This is a genomic window from Rhodococcus sp. USK10, from assembly GCF_019378875.1.
Lineage (GTDB): Bacteria > Actinomycetota > Actinomycetes > Mycobacteriales > Mycobacteriaceae > Rhodococcus_F > Rhodococcus_F pseudokoreensis.
Window position 1 is genome coordinate 1062991 of record NZ_CP076047.1, and the last position, 17908, is coordinate 1080898.

At 65.2% G+C, this 17908-nt stretch carries 12 protein-coding genes and 1 pseudogene; 3 read left to right on the forward strand and 10 right to left on the reverse strand.

Features of this window, described 5'->3' with window-relative positions:
• The first annotated feature begins 267 nt into the window (after positions 1-267).
• Complete coding sequence (locus I1A62_RS05495; protein WP_219454649.1) at positions 268-3585, forward strand: protein kinase; 3318 nt, start codon at positions 268-270, stop codon at positions 3583-3585.
• Between the two features lie 337 nt (positions 3586-3922).
• Here I1A62_RS05495 and I1A62_RS05500 read toward each other — a convergent pair whose 3' ends face one another.
• From I1A62_RS05500 to I1A62_RS05510, 3 genes are all read right to left on the reverse strand, one after another.
• Positions 3923-5068: an acyl-CoA dehydrogenase family protein gene (locus I1A62_RS05500; protein WP_219454651.1), complete on the reverse strand. Its 1146-nt coding sequence runs from the start codon at positions 5066-5068 to the stop codon at positions 3923-3925.
• Between the two features lie 13 nt (positions 5069-5081).
• A complete protein-coding gene (locus tag I1A62_RS05505; protein WP_219454653.1) occupies positions 5082-5525 on the reverse strand; it encodes a hypothetical protein in 444 nt (147 codons plus the stop codon).
• Between the two features lie 157 nt (positions 5526-5682).
• Positions 5683-6609: an MBL fold metallo-hydrolase gene (locus tag I1A62_RS05510; protein ID WP_219454655.1), complete on the reverse strand. Its 927-nt coding sequence runs from the start codon at positions 6607-6609 to the stop codon at positions 5683-5685.
• Positions 6610-6862: 253 nt separating this feature from the next.
• On the opposite strand from I1A62_RS05510, the gene I1A62_RS05515 reads away from it, so the two are divergent.
• Complete coding sequence (locus I1A62_RS05515; protein WP_219454657.1) at positions 6863-7480, forward strand: TetR/AcrR family transcriptional regulator; 618 nt, start codon at positions 6863-6865, stop codon at positions 7478-7480.
• A 240-nt stretch (positions 7481-7720) separates the two neighbouring features.
• Here the strand turns inward: I1A62_RS05515 and I1A62_RS05520 are convergent, their stop codons facing one another.
• Together I1A62_RS05520 and I1A62_RS05525 are read right to left on the reverse strand one after the other, a co-directional pair.
• Positions 7721-8638, reverse strand: coding sequence for an alpha/beta hydrolase (locus tag I1A62_RS05520; RefSeq protein WP_219455135.1), 918 nt, complete (start codon positions 8636-8638; stop codon positions 7721-7723).
• 117 nt (positions 8639-8755) lie between these two features.
• The gene (locus I1A62_RS05525; RefSeq protein ID WP_011595410.1) at positions 8756-9259 is read right to left on the reverse strand and encodes a tautomerase family protein; all 504 of its coding nucleotides are present in this window, start codon (positions 9257-9259) and stop codon (positions 8756-8758) included.
• Between the two features lie 638 nt (positions 9260-9897).
• Between I1A62_RS05525 and I1A62_RS05530 the strand changes: the two genes are divergently transcribed.
• Entirely contained in the window at positions 9898-10071 is a 174-nt protein-coding gene (locus I1A62_RS05530) for a hypothetical protein (RefSeq protein WP_167540935.1), read from the forward strand.
• A 252-nt stretch (positions 10072-10323) separates the two neighbouring features.
• On the opposite strand, the gene I1A62_RS05535 is transcribed toward I1A62_RS05530, so the two are convergent.
• The 5 genes and pseudogenes from I1A62_RS05535 to I1A62_RS05555 form a co-directional block, all read right to left on the reverse strand.
• Positions 10324-12111: a long-chain fatty acid--CoA ligase gene (locus tag I1A62_RS05535; RefSeq protein WP_219454658.1), complete on the reverse strand. Its 1788-nt coding sequence runs from the start codon at positions 12109-12111 to the stop codon at positions 10324-10326.
• A gap of 600 nt (positions 12112-12711) precedes the next feature.
• Positions 12712-13593, reverse strand: coding sequence for a crotonase/enoyl-CoA hydratase family protein (locus tag I1A62_RS05540; protein WP_219454660.1), 882 nt, complete (start codon positions 13591-13593; stop codon positions 12712-12714).
• 2 nt (positions 13594-13595) lie between these two features.
• Positions 13596-14131: pseudogene (locus I1A62_RS05545) on the reverse strand (NAD(P)H-dependent flavin oxidoreductase); the annotation flags it as partial.
• A gap of 335 nt (positions 14132-14466) precedes the next feature.
• Positions 14467-15366 carry an MBL fold metallo-hydrolase gene (locus tag I1A62_RS05550; RefSeq protein ID WP_219454662.1) on the reverse strand — a complete coding sequence of 300 codons (900 nt, stop codon included), beginning with the start codon at positions 15364-15366 and terminating at the stop codon, positions 14467-14469.
• 305 nt (positions 15367-15671) lie between these two features.
• The gene (locus I1A62_RS05555; RefSeq protein ID WP_011595404.1) at positions 15672-17456 is read right to left on the reverse strand and encodes a long-chain fatty acid--CoA ligase; all 1785 of its coding nucleotides are present in this window, start codon (positions 17454-17456) and stop codon (positions 15672-15674) included.
• Positions 17457-17908 lie beyond the last annotated feature (452 nt).

Here is a 17908-nt window from a genome sequence, read left to right on the forward strand (position 1 = left end):
CGCTCGGATCAGGCCGTTCCCCGAGAACACTCGCCCTCGGCGACGACGTGATCATCTTGTGGAGATGCCGTGGCCAGCGGCCCTAGTCGGCTGCCCAGCCTCGTCGAAGCCCGTGTGTTGCCCCGATGCTCTATCGTGGTCTCGTTTGCTTGCCAGGCGGCGATATCCTGAAGGCGCATTCTCCTCGAGGTGTGGCAGGTTGCCTCATCGAGGATCGGATCGTTCAGTCCTGTTCTCGCTCTGCGGGGAGACGGTGAGGACCCTCCGATGGCCGCAGGTGATCCGTTCGAGACGCAGCGCGGCGTGGCCCACACGGTCACGGCGGAGTTGAGCGCTGAGGGGTTCGAGGACGCCCACGAGATCGGCCGAGGCGGGTTCGGTATCGTTTACCGCTGCGTGCAGCCGGCGCTGGACCGCACTGTGGCGGTGAAGGTCCTTGCTGCGGACCTCGACGAGGAGAACCGGGTTCGGTTCTTCCGGGAACAGCGGGCGATGGGCCGCCTCACCGGGCATCCGCACATTGTGAGCGCATTGCATGTCGGTGCCACCGACAGCGGTCGCCCCTACATCGTGATGCCCTACCATTCGCAGGATTCGCTCGACGTCCGGATCCGCCGCGACGGCCCACTGCCGTTGGAGGAAGCACTCCGGCTCGGGGTGAAGATGGCCGGTGCCCTCGAGACCGCACACCGTCTCGGCGTCTTGCACAGGGACCTCAAACCCGGAAACATCCTGCTCACCGACTACGGGGAGCCGGCGCTCACCGATTTCGGCATCGCCCATATCGTCGGCGGATTCGAGACCGCCACCGGAACCGTGACCGGGTCACCGGCCTTCACCGCGCCCGAGGTGCTCAGCGGCGAACCGCCGACTGAGGCCTCCGATATCTACGGTCTCGGTGCGACGGTGTTCTGCGCCGTCACCGGTCACGCCGCATTCGAGCGCCACAGCGGCGAGCATGTGGTCGCCCAGTTCCTACGGATCACCACCCAACCGGTCCCGGACCTGCGCGAGCACGGCGTCCCGGACGACGTGTCCGAGATCGTCGACCGCGCCATGGCCGCCGATCCGCGGCAGCGTCCTGCCACTGCCGCCGACTTCGGCGATGAACTGCGGCGGATCCAGCTCCGCCACGGCTTCACCGTCGACGAGATGGCCCTGTCCGGGGAACAGGGCGCCTCACGGCGCGATCCGGACCCGGCCCGCGCTCAACGTGCAGGGACCACAGCGGCTCCGCCACCTTCACCGTCGATGGCACCCGCCGTGAGGACTCCGGTGAGTAATCTGCCGCTCGAGCTCACCAGCTTCGTTGGGCGCCGCCGTGAGTCCACCGAGGCGAAGCAGCTGCTGTCGGCTGCGCGTCTGGTGACGTTGACCGGGATCGGTGGTGTCGGGAAAACGCGTCTGGCGCTTCGGCTAGCTGCCGATGTCCGGCCGGGATTCGGTGACGGAGTCTGGTTGGTCGAACTGGGCGAGTTGCGGGACGGGTCCCTCCTGACGGACACGGTTGCCGCGGCCCTGGGGCTGCGGGATCAGCCCGCGCGACAGCTCGACGACGTGGTGGCGGAGTTCCTCGCCTCCCGGCACCTGTTGCTTGTACTGGACAACTGCGAACAGGTGGTGGAGGCGGTCGCGGCATCGGCCGAGATGCTGCTGCGCACCTGTCCGCAGCTGCGGATCTTGGCCACGAGCCGCGAACCCTTGGGTATCGGCGGGGAGGCGGTGCTGCGGGTTCCCCCGCTGACGGTCCCGGCCCCGGACCGCGAGCCGTCGCTGCGCGGGCTGACCGGGTACGACGCGGTGACGTTGTTCGCACAGCGGGCCGCGGCCGCCGTCCCCGGATTCGAACTTACCGACGACAACCGGATGACGGTGGTCCGAATCTGCCACCAACTCGACGGCCTACCGTTGCCGATCGAGCTGGCGGCGGCACGGTTGCGGGCGATGTCGCCCGAGCAGATCCTGCAGCGGCTGACCGACCGGTACACGCTGCTGACTCTCGGCAATCGCGGTGCCCCGACGCGCCAGCAGACCCTGCGGCTGTCCATCGACTGGAGTCATGAGCTCTGCACATCTCGGGAACAGCAGCTGTGGGCCGAGCTGTCGGTGTTCGCGGGAAGTTTCGAACTGGATGCGGCCGAGTCGATCTGCGGGGAGGACCTGACTCCAGAGGAGTTGCTCGACACAGTGACGGCATTGGTCGACAAGTCGATCCTGATCCGGGAAGACGCCGGCTCGGCGGTGCGGTTCCGGATGCTCGAGACCCTGCGCGACTACGGCAAGGAAAAGGCCGAGCAGACCGGTATCCGTCCGGTATTGCGACGACGGCACCGGGATTGGTATCAGCACTTGGTGTTGCAGGTGGAAGCCGAATGGATCAGTCCGCAGCAACTGGACTGGATTGCGCGGCTCGAGCGGGAACAATCGAATTTGCGTGAGGCGATGGAATTCTGCCTGTTGGAGGAGACCGACACCGGTGCCGAGGCCGGGCTGCGGATAACGGCCGCCCTGTTCCGGTTCTGGTTCTCCCGCGGCCTGTTCCGGGAGGGGCGGCACTGGCTCGACCGGGCCCTGGTCCGTGGGCCCGGGCAGCCGACCGCTTCACGAATCGGATCGCTGTACGCCGCCAGCGTGTTCGCCGGCGTGCAGCGTGACCTTCCGGCCTCGAGGGCCCTGGTGGACGAAGCGCAGGCGCTGATCCCGCAGATAACCGACCCCCTGGACCGCGCACGCATCACCCATGCCGACGGTCTCCTGGGCCTCGTCAGCGGCGACCTTCCCCGCGCCCGTACCTGCATGGAAGAGGCCCTGGAGGTGTTCGGGGCCCGCGGCGACCTGTCATCGCGGGTGTGGATGCTGATGATCCTCGGGCTGGTGTACGAATTGCAAGGAGACGTTCCCCGGGCCGTCGGCTGCCATCAGCAGGTTCTCGGCATCACGGAAGCACACGGTGAATCCGTATACCGGTCGTACTCACTGTGGGCGCTGGGAGTCGCCGCCCTGCAGCAGGGCGATCGCGGTCAGGCGGCGGACCTGCTGAAACAGTGCCTGCGGCTGACCCGGTTGGTCGACGATCCGTTCACTGCCGCGATGACCCTGGAGGCAATGGCGTGGATCGCCGGCACCGAGGACGGTGCACGACGTGCCGCCACCCTGATGGGGGCCGCAGATGCGCTGGGCCGCGCCCTGGGAAGCTCCTCGGTGCTGTTTCCCACCCTGCTCGTCCGCCACGAGGACTGCGAGCGGCTCACTCGCACTGCACTGGGTGAGCGCGCGTTCGAGGCGGCCCGCAGAGAGGGTGCGCTCCTCGGATTCGAGGGAGCGGTCGCCTACGCCCTCGGCGAGCGCACCGAGGCCGCGACAAAGCCCACCGGTAGCAGTGCGACGGGCCTGACCAAGCGGGAGCGGGAGGTCGCAGACCTGGTCGCACAGGGCCTGACCAACAAGGCCATCGCCGCCAAGCTGGTGATATCGCCGCGCACCGCGCAGGGCCACGTCGAACACATCCTGACCAAGCTTGGGTTCACCTCACGAACACAGATCGCGGGCTGGGTCGTGGAGCATTCGCAGGACGAGCGCCCCTGACCGACCACGCCACACACGTCAGGGCCGAGCACTATCCTGCCGCTACGAACGCCCTGCGTGAGACTGCCGGCACCGCCGAAGTGCTCTATGGTCGACGGAAGATGACCGCCATCACGACGCCGCCATCGACCTCGCTGCACTCGCCGCGAGTGTTGATGGTGGCCCGTCTTCGGCGAGTTGCGGACGAGACGTGAAAGCAGCCCGACAGAAACCAACCCTCAGACACGCCACGGGGTGGGGCACGACGGTAATTGCTGCGGGACACAACCGAGTGTTGAACGTGACCGAGATAATCCGGACACTCCCGACACTTGCGGCGGTGCTTCCTGTTAGTTAGTTAGAGGCCGAGATCGCGGCCGATGACTTCGCGCATGATTTCGTTGGAGCCCGCCCAGATCTTGGTGACGCGGGCGTCTTTCCAAGCACGGGCGACGCGATATTCGTTCATGTAGCCGTAGCCCCCGTGGATTTGTACGCAGTGGTCGAGGATGTCGTTTTGGATGGTGGAGCTCCACCACTTGGCCTTGGCGGCGTCGACGGCGGTCAGTTCGCCGGCGATGTGGGCGGCCACGCAGGTGTCGACGTGAGCCTGGGCGACGTCGAGTTTGGTAACCAGTTCGGCGAGCAGAAATTTGTTCCATTGCATGGAGCCGATGGTCTTACCGAAGGCCTTGCGGTCCTGGGCGTAGGTAACGGTTTCTTCGAGGATGCGGCGAGTGTGGGCGAGGTAGGCGACTGCGCCGCTGATGCGTTCCTGGGGGAGCAGGTTCATCATGTGGATGAATCCGCGGTCGAGTTCGCCGATGATGGCCGTGTCGTCGACACGGACGTCTTCGAAGAACAGTTCGGCGGTATCGGACTCGGGTTGGCCGACCTTGTCGAGTTTGCGACCGCGGGTGAAGCCGGCAGTGTCGGCGTCCACAGCGAACAAGGTGATGCCCTTGGAGCCCTTTTCTCGTGTCGTGCGCGTGGCCACGATGATCAGATCAGCTTGGGTGCCGTTGGTGATGAATGTTTTAGAGCCGTTGATAACCCAGGTAGCGCCGTCTTTGACGGCGGTGGTCTTCAACCCGGCCAGGTCCGAGCCGCCCGACGGTTCAGTCATGGCGATGGCGGTGATGAGTTCGCCGGTGCAAAATTTCGGTAGCCAGCGTTGTCGTTGTTCCTCGGTGGTCAGGGTGACCAGATATGGTGCGACGACGTCGAATTGGATGCCGAAAGACGATGCGGCGGCGGCGCTGGAGCGGGCTAGCTCTTCACCGAGTACGGCATTGAACCGGTAGTCGCCAGCGGCGCTACCGCCGTACTGTTCGGGAACCTCCAAACCCAGGTAGCCGTTGGCGCCGGCCTCGAGCCAGATCTCACGATCGATGTAGCGCTGCTCGATGAACTTCTCCTCGTTGGGCACCAGATGACGGTTGACGAACTCGCGTACCGAATCCCGGAACGCATCATGATCGGAATCGAACAAACTGCGCCGCATTTAGAAGTACCTTTCAGGTGTGGTTGACGGTCATGCGCCGGACCGGACCGTCGGTAAGTAAGGTGCGCACGGCGTTGCGCAGGTCGCGGACATACCAATTCGCGGGCGGGGCCGCCACACCCCGAGGGCTCGGTGAACCGCCGCCCATGGATGGAGTCAGGCCGGCCACCGTCTCGACAGCCTGAATCCTGCCTTCGGGCTGCACGATGGGATGACATGTCAGCGCGATATCGAACGCGCGGGCGGTGTCAGGCCGTGTGCGGCGAAGACGAGCGGCAGGCCTTCGAGCGGATGCATCGAACATCGTTTCCACAACGCGGCCCCTGCTCGGGAGGAGTCCGTCGTAGAGGTGCACATCGGCCCCGGCCGAGGGCGTCTTGCCCTCGACCGGCAAGAGCACTACCCGAGTCGGATCGCCGTTCAGGTCCGCTATCGTTGTTGCCGGCGCGTCGAACACGGACTGATCCAACGGTTCAGTGGGCGGTGGTGGACCGTCGGTACCGCGAGCGGTGCACCGGCTGGGCTGTGTGAGCCCTGCAACGACGCGGGTTGTTCGGGCACCGGAGTGTGGCTCGTTCAGGCACCCACAGGTACCTCGGGAGAGCGTGATGTCGTCACGGGACGAGGTCGGCTGCGGAGCTCTGCGCGTCGCGAAGCGCGATGACACTCATGGCGGAGAACTCCAGCGACCACAGATTTCCGTGGTCCGGGTACTTGGCCGACATGGCGTCGATGAGGTCTTCGGCGCCCTTCGCGGTCTCGTAGGCGGCCGCGAAGTCCTGGATGTAGGCGCGGGTCTGCGCGATCATCGTCTCGACCGCGTAATCGTCGCCGTCCGGTCGGCGGTGGCCGGCGACGATCATCCGAGGGTGGAGCTTCTCTACGAGGTCCACCGTCTCGAGCCAGTCCTGCCACTCCTTGGGCGTCGCCAGGCCGAGCATCGGGTGGATCTCGTTGTAGACGGCGTCACCGGCCACCACGGCATCGATCGCCGGGATGTGCACGATCGAGGTCGGGTGGATGTCGGCCTGCTTGACCTCGATGATCTTCAGTGGTGAGCCGTCGACGTATAGCGTGTCGCCCTCGATCGGGTCGGGGAGCGCATCGCTGACGACGCAGGCGTCGCCGAACATCATCGCCCACTGCTGACGGTGTTCCTCCATGTTTTCCTTCATGGCCTCGACGACGTGGGGCAGCGCGACACACTTCGCCTCCGGGAACCGCTCCATCAGGGGACCGATGCCAAGGTAGTGATCGGCGTGCGCATGCGTGATGTAGATCGTGGTGAGGGTCTTCCCGGTGCGTTCGATCAGATCCCCGAGATCCCGGACGTCGTCCTTGAGGTACTGGGCGTCGATGAGAACTGCCTCGGTCGGGCCGCTCACGATGGTGGCGGTGGTCGGCGAGAAAGTCCCGGTGGGCATTTCGGGCCAATCATGCGGGACCCGGGGCCAGCGGCCGACGTAGGTCGTCGCACGGATCGGCGGTGCAGCCGGCGACGATCCTGAGCCTGCGCTAGGTGAGTGAGCGTCGATGGTCACGGAGTACCTCCAGGGTTGCGGGTTGGGCAGCGCGTCTTCGCGGGGGCGTCGGGTCGGCGAGGGCACTTAGAGAGAGTAATCTCTACCACATGGCAGGGCAAGAGCATGACGCGGCTGCCCCATCCAGCCGGACCGCCCGGGGCGGTCCCGACCCCACACGACAACGAGCCCCGACGCGTGCGCCTCACACATTCGATGTGTGATAGCGCTCGCTTTCATGTGTGAGATAGTGCTCGCTCGCTATGATGGTGGCATGACAGCAACGAAAATCTCACCGCGAGATCGCCTCCTGAAGGCCGCGGATGATCTCTTCTTCAAGGAGGGCATCCGCGCTGTGGGGATCAACCGCATCCTGGACGAGGCGCAGACGCCGATCATGACGCTGTACCGCCACTTCGGGTCGAAGGATGGGCTGGCCGCGGCATACCTCGAGCGTCGCGGCGAGCGTAATGCCGAGGAGGTCGCCAGCGAGCTCGCGCGACGTGCGTCCACGCCGCGGGAGAAGATGCTGGCGACCTTCGACATCATCGTCGAAGGTCTCGAACAGGGAGAGTTCCGGGGCTGTCCCTTCATCAACGCGACCGTCGAGATGGCGTCACCGGACCATGAGATCGCGAAGATCGCGCGCCGCTACAAGGATGCGGGGCGACAATGGTTCGCCGAATTCGCGGCCGAGGCCGGGGTGCCTGATCCGGCGGGACTCGCTATCCAGCTGACGGTGCTGCTGGACGGTGCGGCCGCGGCCGCGGCCCTGTATCAGGATTCCTCGGGTGCCACGTACGCCCGCTCGGCTGCCGAGGCCCTGGTCGACGCCGCGCTGGCGGCCGCCTCGACCGGCGACGACGTACGCGCTCCTGCGGTAGCAGACTGATCCGGAGCAGGAGGTAGTCGCCGGGCACTTCGGACTGTTGCGCACCGGCGCGTCAGCAGCGGGGCACGTTCGCCCTCGCGGCGTACGGGCCCCGGGTCGGGCAGGGGATGTTGCGTGCGCCGCGGGGAGCGCGGGGGTCGGCTCTGCGTCGACCACCGACGGCATCGCGGCGACCTCTCCTCGTGCCCGCGCTTTGGCTGGGGGAACGAGGAGAGGCCGCCGCGATGACAGACCCCGATCTCAGACTGGTGCCGGGACCACCTTCTGCGCCAGGTGTTCGAGGAACCAGTCGCGTGCCGCGCCCGAGGAGAGCTCGAAGGGGTGACCGGTGTATGCGTCGAAGTGGCCGCCGGGGATCGAGACGAGACGCTTGGGCTCCGCCGCGGTCTCGAACGCCTCCTTGGCCCACTCGGCCGGCGTCACAACGTTGTCGTCCTCGGCAACCACCATCAGCAGCGGGGTGGGAGCGACGAACTTGAGGAACTCACCGGCCTCGTAGCCCAGCTCCGTCGAGCGTAGCGTCACCTCGTTGCGCCACGCGGTCCCCTCGTAGGCCGAGAAGAACGCGTAGGCATCGGGCGTCGGCATGACGGCCGGCTGTGTCGGGTCCGCGGTGACCACCGGGATCATCGCGGGCGCCTCTCCTCGGGCTCGCGCCAGGCGGTCGGCGGCCTGCCCGTCCCACGCCGCCTGCCAGAACTCCTTCGGAACGTTCGCCTCGAAGGTGCGCCGCCCTGCGACCGCCGGCACCTGACCGCACACGGCCTTCACGCGGCGGTCGATCGCCGCGACCACGAAGGCGTTGCCGCCCGCGTAGCTCGAACCCCACACCCCGATCCGTGAGGCGTCGACCTCGGGCCGGGCCTGCGCGTAGGTGATCGCGTGCTGGTAGTCGTGGATCTGGTCCCACGGGTCGATCTCCTGCCGGGGCTTGCCCGGCGCCGTGTCCGAGGCACCGAACCCGCGGTTGTCGTAGACCACGCAGGCAAGGCCCGCGGCGCTGAACGCCTCGGCGTAGGGTTCGAGACCCATCTCCTTGGTGCACGAAAACCCGTGCGTCATGATCACGCACGGCAGCTCACCGGACACGCCTTCGGGCTTGTAGAACCAGCCGCGCAGCGTCACACCCTCAGCGTCGAACTCGATATCTTCACGCATCGGCGTCTCGCTTTCAGTAAACGTCATGTGAATGCTTCTCAGGATGGTGTGGGGTGCGTGCCGCGCCGCGGCACGCACCCCAAGGATCGGTCAGGTTGGTACTGAGAAGGTGCCTGTTCAGGAAGTCGCCACGATCAGTTCGTCGGCGCTGTACGACGAGCTCCGGTTCTGTTCGAACCAGCGCCGCTCGGCCGGTGACTCCGGGGGCGGCGGCGTCATGCCGTCGATCTTCCAGGTTTCGAACGGCGCTGTCTCGACGTGGAACTCCAGCTCGTATCCACGGTCCGCGATGTACGGCTTGAGCACCTCGCTGACCATCGCGAAGTAGTTCTCCAGGATCTGCTCGACGGAAATCCCCATCAGCGCCGCGGCCCCCTCGTTGGTGCGGGCGATGTGGACAACCTCGATCTGGATGAATTTGTCATGGGACTGACCGCCGACGAAGAACGAGTCCGCTTCGATCTCGTGGAAGACCACCGTGGTGTAGAACCGCGGGAGCTCGAAGCCGAAGTTCCCCTTCGACGTGGGTCCGGAATAGATATCGCTGATCTTTTTCGCCAGATCAGCCTTCTCTTCCTTCGTGTAGGCATTCTTCGGGGTGAACAGCTGCCACAGCGGCATTGGTGCTCCTTGTGATCTGGTGGGCCAAAAATGCAAACGGTTCGTCAGCGGCGCCGACCTCGAACTCTTCGCCGTGGTGAACGTTTAGCGGGATCGCGCGGGGTGCGCCGGTGTGCCTATTCGGTGATCGGGTCGACGGTCAAGCTCCCTCGTGGGGTCTGACCGGGAGTCGTCATCAGCACATTCCCGACAGTAGAGTGAGCAATCTCTCTTGTCAATGATTTGCGTTGACTTCGTCACAGATGGCCCGTGTAACTGCCCGCACGGCGCAGGAGAGCCCGCTGCCGGCGAAAATCGTCACACCTCCGACCGTCGCGCACATTGGTATGAACCGAAAGGGGATGCGGCACTGATGTTCTAGTGAGCGGTGTCGGGTACGTGTGCCGGCAAGCGGCCGGCCTCGATTCCGCCCGAACTGGTGGCGATCCGGCACCGTTCCACTCGCATCGACAACGACACCGCCGCGCTGCGGTGAGACACGTCGGCGGCCACCAGCGCCCGCCGTCTGGCTGCCGGATGCAGGAAACATCAGCGCAAGGGCGTTGGTGCACCGACCGAGCACACTGCTTAAAAGCATTGTGCTGGTGTCGAATTGGGTGACCTGGATGACGCGGCGTCGAGGTTTTCGGGATCGACCGGTGTCCACGGCGACGGAAACACCGTCGGGGATCACCGGGACGCCGACCGTCACCGACAATCGCTCCGGGCTGGCGGGGACCGCAGCATGCGCACCAAGGCCGAGAAGTGGGTACGACGGCTGCCACGCGGAGCAGAAGAGCTGGGCGATCGTGCGGATCGTGATCGGCTACTAGCGCTATGGCACCGAGACGGAATTGTTGGAGCTCAACTGGTATGGGCGCTGCAGTCGTTTCTGACGAACTGCTTCCACCCACGGTAGAAGCTGATCTCCAAGACCTGCTCGACGATCAGCAGTGGACCCGTCGGCCCGTTGAGGACGGGCGCTTCGCCGGGTCAGTGATCCGCGTCCCGGTGCATGCCACGCTTCAGTGGGCGCGTGCTTCGCCGTTGGGGTTGTGGGAGCTGTCGCCGCGCTCGTCCGATGGTTACTTCGCGTAGAGTTCCTCGATCTGTGTGGCGTACTTGGTGACGACGTTCCTGCGTTTGATCTTCATGGTGGGGGTGAGTTCGTCGCTGCCTGGTAGCCACGGCTCGGCGACGATCGTGAACTTTTTGATTTGTTCGACGCGGGAGAGGTGGCTGTTGGCGTGCTCCACGCCGGCCGCGATTTCGGCGATGGTGGCGGGATCGTCTGCCGCTTTCCCTGCGGCACCGTCGGGGTCGAGCGCGATCAGCGCGACGTTGTACGGCCGGCCGTCGCCGATGCACGCAGCCTGGCCGATCAGGGGGCTCGAGGTCCTCAGCCAGGTCTCGATGTTCGCGGGCGACATGTTCTTGCCGGCCGAGTTGATGATGATGTCCTTCTTGCGGTCCACCAGCCGCACGTAGCCGTCGTCGTCGATCGTCCCGATGTCACCGGTGTGCAGCCACCCCTCGCAATCGATGGCCTCGGCGGTCTGCTCGGGCTTGTTGCGGTAGCCCCGCATGACGGTCTGGCTGCGTACGAGCAGCTCTCCGTCGGGGGCGAGCTTGACCTCGAGCCCGGGGATCGGCACTCCGACCGTGCCCACCCGGTTGCGGTCCTTCGGGTTGACGGTCATGACGCATGACGTCTCGCTCATGGCCCACAGCTCGCAGATCGGGATCCCGACGGCCGCGAAGAATTCGAACACATGGCGCGGGGTGGGCGCCGATCCGGTCAGGAACCATTCGGACTGGTCCAGCCCCAGCTTCCGGCGGATCTTCGAGCCGACGAGTGCGTCGGCGATTTTCGCCTGCAGGTCGAGTATCGGACCGACGGACCGGCCGTCCTGCTCGGCGCGGGCTTTCTTGATCCCGGTGTCGATGGCCCAGCGCGTCAGCGTGCGGCGCGCAGTGCTGGGGTCGGCGTCGATTTCCGCCTCCAGGGCCGCCTTCGCCTTCTCCCACATCCGCGGCACCGGCAGGAACACCGTCGGGCGAACCTGCTGCGCAATCTCCATCACCTTGCGCGCGTCCGCGCAGGTGGTGACGGTGAAGCCCCACACCGCCAGCGGCGAATAGTGTCCGCTCCACCGGTCGCCGATGTGCGCGGCGGGCAGGAACGAGATGGTGCGGCCCCCCGGCGTGACCGGCAATATCTGCTGTAGGGCGCGGATCTTGGTCATCATGTTGTGGTGGGTGAGTTCGACTCCCTTGGGTGGACCCGTGGTGCCGGAGGTGTAGATCAGGGTGAGGAGCTCGTCGGGGCCGACCGCCGACCACGCTGCCTCGAAGTCGAAGTGCGGGTCGCCTCCCGCCTCCACGTCCTCGAGGCTCAGGGTGCCGTCCGGTGCGCCGTCGACGACGATGAGGTGATCGATCGGGGTGCCGCCGTCGCGGACGGCGGTCAGCCGGTCGACGAACGCACGCTCGGTGATCACGATGCGGTTACCGGCGTCGGCGAAGAGGTATTCGATCTGATCGTGCGCCGAGGTGTTGTAGATCGAGAAGGCAAGGGCGCCCAGGTGCATGGCGGCGAGGTCCACCAGGTGGAACTCGGGCCGGTTGGTGAGCATGATGCCCACCGTGTCCCCGCGCTCGAGGCCGAGGGCCGCGAGACCGGCCGCGACCCGCCGCACCCGCTCGGCGAGTGTGCCGAACGTCATCGAGACACTGTCATCGGCGGTGCGCACGGCAACCTGGTCCGCGCGGGCGGCCGCGGTGATCTGGAACGCCTCGCACACGGTGTTCGCGTGCAGCGCGCGTTCGAACGCCTCACCGGGAGATGTGTCGGCGGTGCTGGTTGCCTGCATGTGTGATGTCTGCCTCTCGCTTAGTGCCACGGCCGCTACGATAGAGAGCGATCACTACCGCGTCAATACCGTGAAGAAGGGGGTGACGGCACCGCGAGCGCACTCCTGTCGTTGAAGCGAGGAGAACGACGCCGGGTCCGTACAAGTGGTAAGAGGAGCTTTCGCCTCGGTGCCTGCCGGGATTCGGGATCCGATGAGTTATCAGGCGATGAACCCGCCACCAGGTGTTGGTGCCGACCCTCTCGACGATCTCGGACGCCGGTCCTTAGATTGTCATCGAGTGTGCCCACTTCTGCTTACACACCGATGTGCGCCACGGAGGGTCCCCTGAGCGCGCCGAGTCAGCGCGCGGTCGCCGGTGAGATGCGCACCAGCGCCGATGAGTACGCCGGGTAAGTCATCCCGGGGAAGATCTGGAGACCCGTGACATGGTCTGGGTCCGAGTCCCGGTCCGCGGCCACCACCCTGGGATCGGGCCGTGCGTTGTGGGTCTCAGGGTTGTGCGACCGGGTCTTCGAGCCTGGGTTCTGTGGCGACTTGGCGGGACTCAGGTGGGTGGGCACCGCGTGGGCGTCGGTTCGGTGTCGTAGGCGTCAGGGGTCAGGGTTGGTCGGCGATCCAGTCGTTGTAGAAGTTGGGCATCTCGGATGCGCGTCCGTGGAAGTGGGGTTTCCGTTTCTCGAGGAAGGCGGTGACGCCTTCCTTGCCGTCGCCGATGCTGGTCCGGAACATGGCGAGTGAGTCGATTCGGTGGGCCTGGTCGGGGTGGGTCAGGGTGGCGTTGCGTCGTACCATTTGTCGGCTCAGGGCCACGGCGACGGGGGAGCGGTCCCGGGTCCAGGCGTCGGCGATTGCGGCGGCCTGGGTGAGCAGGTCCTCGCCGGGGTGGATTTCGTCGACGAGTCCGACGGCCAGTGCGGTTTCGGCGTCGAGGATGTCGGCGCGCAGGACCAGGTCGAGCGCTGCGGAGGGGCCGACGAGTCGGGGTAGATACCAGGTCGAGCAGGCCTCGGGCACGATGCCGATGCGGCCGAAGACGAGTCCGATTCGGGCGGAGGTGGACATCAGTCGGCGGTCCATTGCCAGTGTCATCGTGGCGCCGATGCCCACGGCTGGGCCGTTGAGGGCGGCGATGACCGGTTTGCGGCAGTCGTGGATGGCGAGTGTGCAGCGTCCGCCGGTGTCGCGGACCGCGGCGATGGCCGGATCGTCGAGGTCGGCCATGTCACTCAGGCCTGGTGTGCGTTGCTCGTCGAGGCCGAACACGTTGCCCTCGCGACTGAGGTCCATGCCGGCGCAGAACGCGCGACCGGCTCCGGTGACGATGACGGCGCGGACGGAGTCGTCGTCGTTGACGGCGCGGAAGGAGTGCTCGAGTTCCTCGGCCATGGTGACGGTGAAGGCGTTGAGGTGTTCGGGTCGGTTCAGGGTGATCGTCAGGATGCCGTCGTTGACGTCGTGCCGGATTGTCTGGAAGTCCATGATCAGACCGCCTGGGATGCGGTACGGGCGGCTGCCGGGATGGTGTGGCCGAGGCCGGTGATGATGCGGTCGGCCTCGTCGATGATGCCGTCGACGATTTCCTGGCAGCTCTGCACGGAGTCGATCAGGCCCTGGGCTTGGCCGGCCCACCACATGCCGTCGTGCATGTCGCCGTGGGTGAGGACGCGGTCGCGTCCGCGTGCTCCGGAGGCGAGGTCGGCGACGTCGGCGAAGGTGGCGCCGGGTTGTGCGGAGCGGCGGGCGATTTCCTCCGAGATCGTGTTGCGGGCCACTCGTGCGGTGTTGTTGAACTCGCGGAATACCAGTTGGGTCGCGCGTTCGTCGTTGGCGACGATTTGGTCTTTGACGTTTTGGTGGACGGGGGCTTCGGTGGAGGCGACGAAGCGGGTGCCCATGTTGACTGCGGATGCGCCCAGGGCGAGGGCGGCGACCAGGCCGCTGCCGGTGGCGAAGCCGCCGCTGGCGATCAGGGGATCCGAACCTGGCGGGCGGCTGCGGGGATGAGAACGAGGAAGGGGCGGGACCCGGGACCGTTCCGGCGGAACGGCGCCTCGATGTTAATTCGGACCGTTGGTCCGTCAAGGGACTTGTAGATTCCCGGTTCGCTGTGAACTGTGTAGTTGAATGCGTCGGTTGCGAGCGAATGGATGGAGAATGAACTCCTCATCGGCGCGGAGTCCCCGGTCGTCTGCGTCGGGGCCCCGGACGGCGCGGTGTGCACCCGCGCCGCACCGTCCGGGTCGTCACTGCCGTCCACGACAAGCGCACGGACAGGCTTCACGCTGCCGATCTCGCGGTCCGCCTCGAAGGAGTTTCGAACCTTTGAGCGTCGACGAGGGGTCAGCTGGGCGACTATTGGCCGGAGGTCGCGCCAGCCGTGGTTCGCATCTCTATCGCGCTGAAGGCCGAGAACGTCAGGGTCCATACGTTGCCGTGGTGCGGGAACTTCGCCGACATGATGCCGATGAGGTCTTGAGCATCCTTCGCTATGTTGTACGCGGCCGCGAATTCTTTGATGTAGGAACGGGTTTGTTGAATCATCATGTCTACTGCGTAATCGTCGCCGTCGGGTCGACGGTGTCCGGCGACGATCATTCGCGGCTTCAGGTTCTCCACGACGTCGACGGTTCCGAGCCAGTCCGGCCATTCGTCGGCTGTCGACAACCCGAGCATGGGGTGGATCTCGTTGTAGATCGCGTCGCCGGACACAACAGCGTCGATGGCCGGTATGTGCACGATCGTAGTGGGGCTGATGTCGGCTTGTTCCACCTCGATGATCTTCAGCGGCGAGCCGTCGACGAAGAACGTGTCACCGTCGAACGGGTCGGGAAGAGCGTTACCTGTCACGACCGTGTCGCCGAACATCTGTCCAAACTGTTCGGCGTACTCTTCGTTGTTCTCTTTCATGGCCTCCACGATGTGTGGCAGCGCAATGCATTTCGCATCGGGGAACCGTTCCATCAGCGGGCCGATCCCGAGGTAGTGGTCGGGATGTGCATGGGTGACGTAGATCGTGGTGAGTGTTTTCCCGGTGCGCTCGATCAGATCGCCGAGGTCCTGGACGTCCTCTTTGAGATATTGGGCATCGATGAGTACTACTTCGGTAGGACCGCTCACGATGGTGGACGTGCAGGGCGGGAAGGTACCGGTTTCCGGCCCCGGGAACGGGCTGGGAAATTCGGGCCACCTACCGACGTACACCGTCGCGCGAATTGGCGGTGCGACCGCAGTGGGGTGAGCGTCGATGGTCATGTGTCCTCCAGAGGTTCGGGTTTGGTTTGCCTTGGGTGGCCGTGGTTTGCCGGCCAACGTTATGGAGAGAGTAATCTCTATCACACTCAAAAAGCAAGGGGCCCAGGACTTTCGCATATCGCGGGGGCCTGAGCACACACCGCTTTCGTGATGTTGCGTCACAGTGCCCGTCGGGCAGAATGGTGAAGAGTCACCGAAGGTGGAACGGCAGAACGAAACTGCCCTTCTCAGGAAGTCACCACCGGCACGACTCGTTCGTCGACGGGTGTTCGTGCGTTCAGCGTCGCCCCCTGTGCCGGGCACGTCTATGTCGAGTAGAGGTCGTCGATCTGAGTGGCGTACCTTGTCGTGACATTCCTGCGTTTGATCTTCATCGTGGGTGTGAGCACGTCACTTCCGGGCAGCCAGTAATCCTCGACCACCCTGAACTTCTTGATCTGCTCCACCCTGGAAAGTTGAGAGTTTGCAAGATCGACCCCGGCTGCAACCTCGGCGATAACGGCGGGATCGCTTGCCGATCTCCCGGCAGCCGCGTCGGGGTCGAGGGTAATCAACGCGACGTTGTACAGCCGTCCGTCACCGATACAGGCGACCTGCCCGATCAACGGGCTGCTCGACCGCAACCGTGACTCGATATTCGCCGGGGACATGTTCTTACCGGCCGCATTGATGATGATCTCCTTCTTGCGATCGACGATCCGCACGTAGCCATCCTCGTCGACCGTCCCGATGTCACCGGTATGGAGCCACCCGTCTTTGTCGATCGCCTCGGCGGTCTGGTCGGGCTTGTTCCGGTAGCCACGCATGACTGTCGCCCCACGGACGAGCAGCTCCCCGTCCTCGGCGACTTTCACCTCGATTCCGGGCAGGGGTAGCCCCACCGTGCCCTCCCGGATGGCGTCGCGCGGATTGACGGTGATGGCAAGGGACGTTTCGCTCATGCCCCACACTTCGCAGATGGGAATACCGATTGCCGAGAAGAACGCGAACACGTCGCGGGGAGTCGGGGCCGATCCAGAGAGGACCCAGTCTATTTTCTCCAAGCCCAGCATTCGACGAAACCTGTCGCCGATGAGCGCGGCCGCGACCGATGCCTGAATGTCGAAGATCTTGCCGAGAGAACGGTTGTCGCGTGCGGCCTGTGCCTTCTTGATCCCGATGTCGATGGCCCAGCGCAGCAGTGCGCGCCGTGCCCAGTTGGGGTCGGCCTCGAGCTGAGCCTCCACTTTGGCCTTGGCCTTCTCCCAGATACGGGGCACCGGCTGGAACACCGTCGGACGCACTTGCTCCACGACGTCCAGTATCTCGCCGCCGACCGGATGTGGCGTGACCGTGAATCCCCAGATCATCAGAGCGCAATAGTGCGCACCCCACCGATCACCGATGTGCGCGGAGGGAAGGAAGGAGACGAAGCGGCCGCCCGGTGTGGTGGGCATTGCCTGTTGGAGCGCGCGAACTTGACTCATCAGGTTGTGGTGAGTGAGTTCTACACCCTTGGGTGGGCCTGTGGTGCCTGAGGTGTAGATGAGTGTCAGGAGGTCATCAGGAGCGACCGCCGACCACGTTGCGTCGAAATCGAAGTCCGGGTCGCCCGCTGCTTCCACGTCCTCGAGGCTGAGCGTCCCCTCCAGTGCGCCGTCGACCACGACGATCAGGTCGAGCGGGGTGCCGCCATCGCGCACGGCCACGAGGCGGTCGACGAACGCTCGCTCGGTGATCACGATCCGGTTTCCGGCATCACCGAACAGATATTCGATCTGATTGTGTGCGGACGTGTTGTAGATCGAGAACGGCAGGGCACCGAGGTGCATGGCGGCCAGGTCGACGATGTGAAACTCCGGCCGATTCGTGAGCATGATGCCGACGGTGTCGCCGCGCCGAACACCCAGCGCCGCCAAGCCGGCCGTCAGGCGTCGGACTCTCTCCGAGAGTGCGGCGAACGTCAGTGAGACGCCTCCGTCGACAGTGCGCAGAGCGACTTGGTCGGCCCGCGCGGCCGCGGTGATCTGGAACGCCTCGCACAGGGTCGCAGCGTGTAGTGCGCGAGTAAACGCCTCGCCGGGATCGTTGGCGACTTCGAGTGCGTGCATTGTGATTTCTGCCTCTCCATGTGATCGCCCGCTACCGTAGAGAGCGATCCCTACCATTTTAAAAGCCAATAGTGTCATTCGTCTGCCACGTCGGCTACTGCCGAGAACACGGGCCCTCACCAGATCCGCCGAGTTCCTCGACGGCCTTGCTGAGCGTGTCGAATTTCGACCGAAGATGCCGACAGCTGACCCGGCAACGCAAGCATCCGGGCTACCGACCACTCGATGTCCGATGAGCCGCCCGTGACGAGCATGCGCGGAGCCGGAAAATGTTGATCGGTCCAACTTTCGCCTCACACTCGAACATCGGCCACGACCACGACCACGCAAGCGCACCAGACTTACGGCCAGGTCGGGATCCTTGGTGGTCTCGAACGTGAGCAGTTGCCTACCGGTGGCCGGGTTGAGGGGCACGTAAGGCATCGGTTCTCGCCTTCTGCAGTTGCTCGAAC

Coding starts and splice junctions, on each gene's coding strand:
- I1A62_RS05515 (WP_219454657.1), top strand. CDS start 6,863: ATGACAGCAACGAAAATCTCACCGCGAGATCGCCTCCTGAAGGCCGCG.
- I1A62_RS05555 (WP_011595404.1), bottom strand. CDS start 17,456: ATGCACGCACTCGAAGTCGCCAACGATCCCGGCGAGGCGTTTACTCGC.
- I1A62_RS05550 (WP_219454662.1), bottom strand. CDS start 15,366: ATGACCATCGACGCTCACCCCACTGCGGTCGCACCGCCAATTCGCGCG.
- I1A62_RS05540 (WP_219454660.1), bottom strand. CDS start 13,593: ATGGACTTCCAGACAATCCGGCACGACGTCAACGACGGCATCCTGACG.
- I1A62_RS05525 (WP_011595410.1), bottom strand. CDS start 9,259: ATGCCGCTGTGGCAGCTGTTCACCCCGAAGAATGCCTACACGAAGGAA.
- I1A62_RS05535 (WP_219454658.1), bottom strand. CDS start 12,111: ATGCAGGCAACCAGCACCGCCGACACATCTCCCGGTGAGGCGTTCGAA.
- I1A62_RS05500 (WP_219454651.1), bottom strand. CDS start 5,068: ATGCGGCGCAGTTTGTTCGATTCCGATCATGATGCGTTCCGGGATTCG.
- I1A62_RS05520 (WP_219455135.1), bottom strand. CDS start 8,638: ATGCGTGAAGATATCGAGTTCGACGCTGAGGGTGTGACGCTGCGCGGC.
- I1A62_RS05495 (WP_219454649.1), top strand. CDS start 268: ATGGCCGCAGGTGATCCGTTCGAGACGCAGCGCGGCGTGGCCCACACG.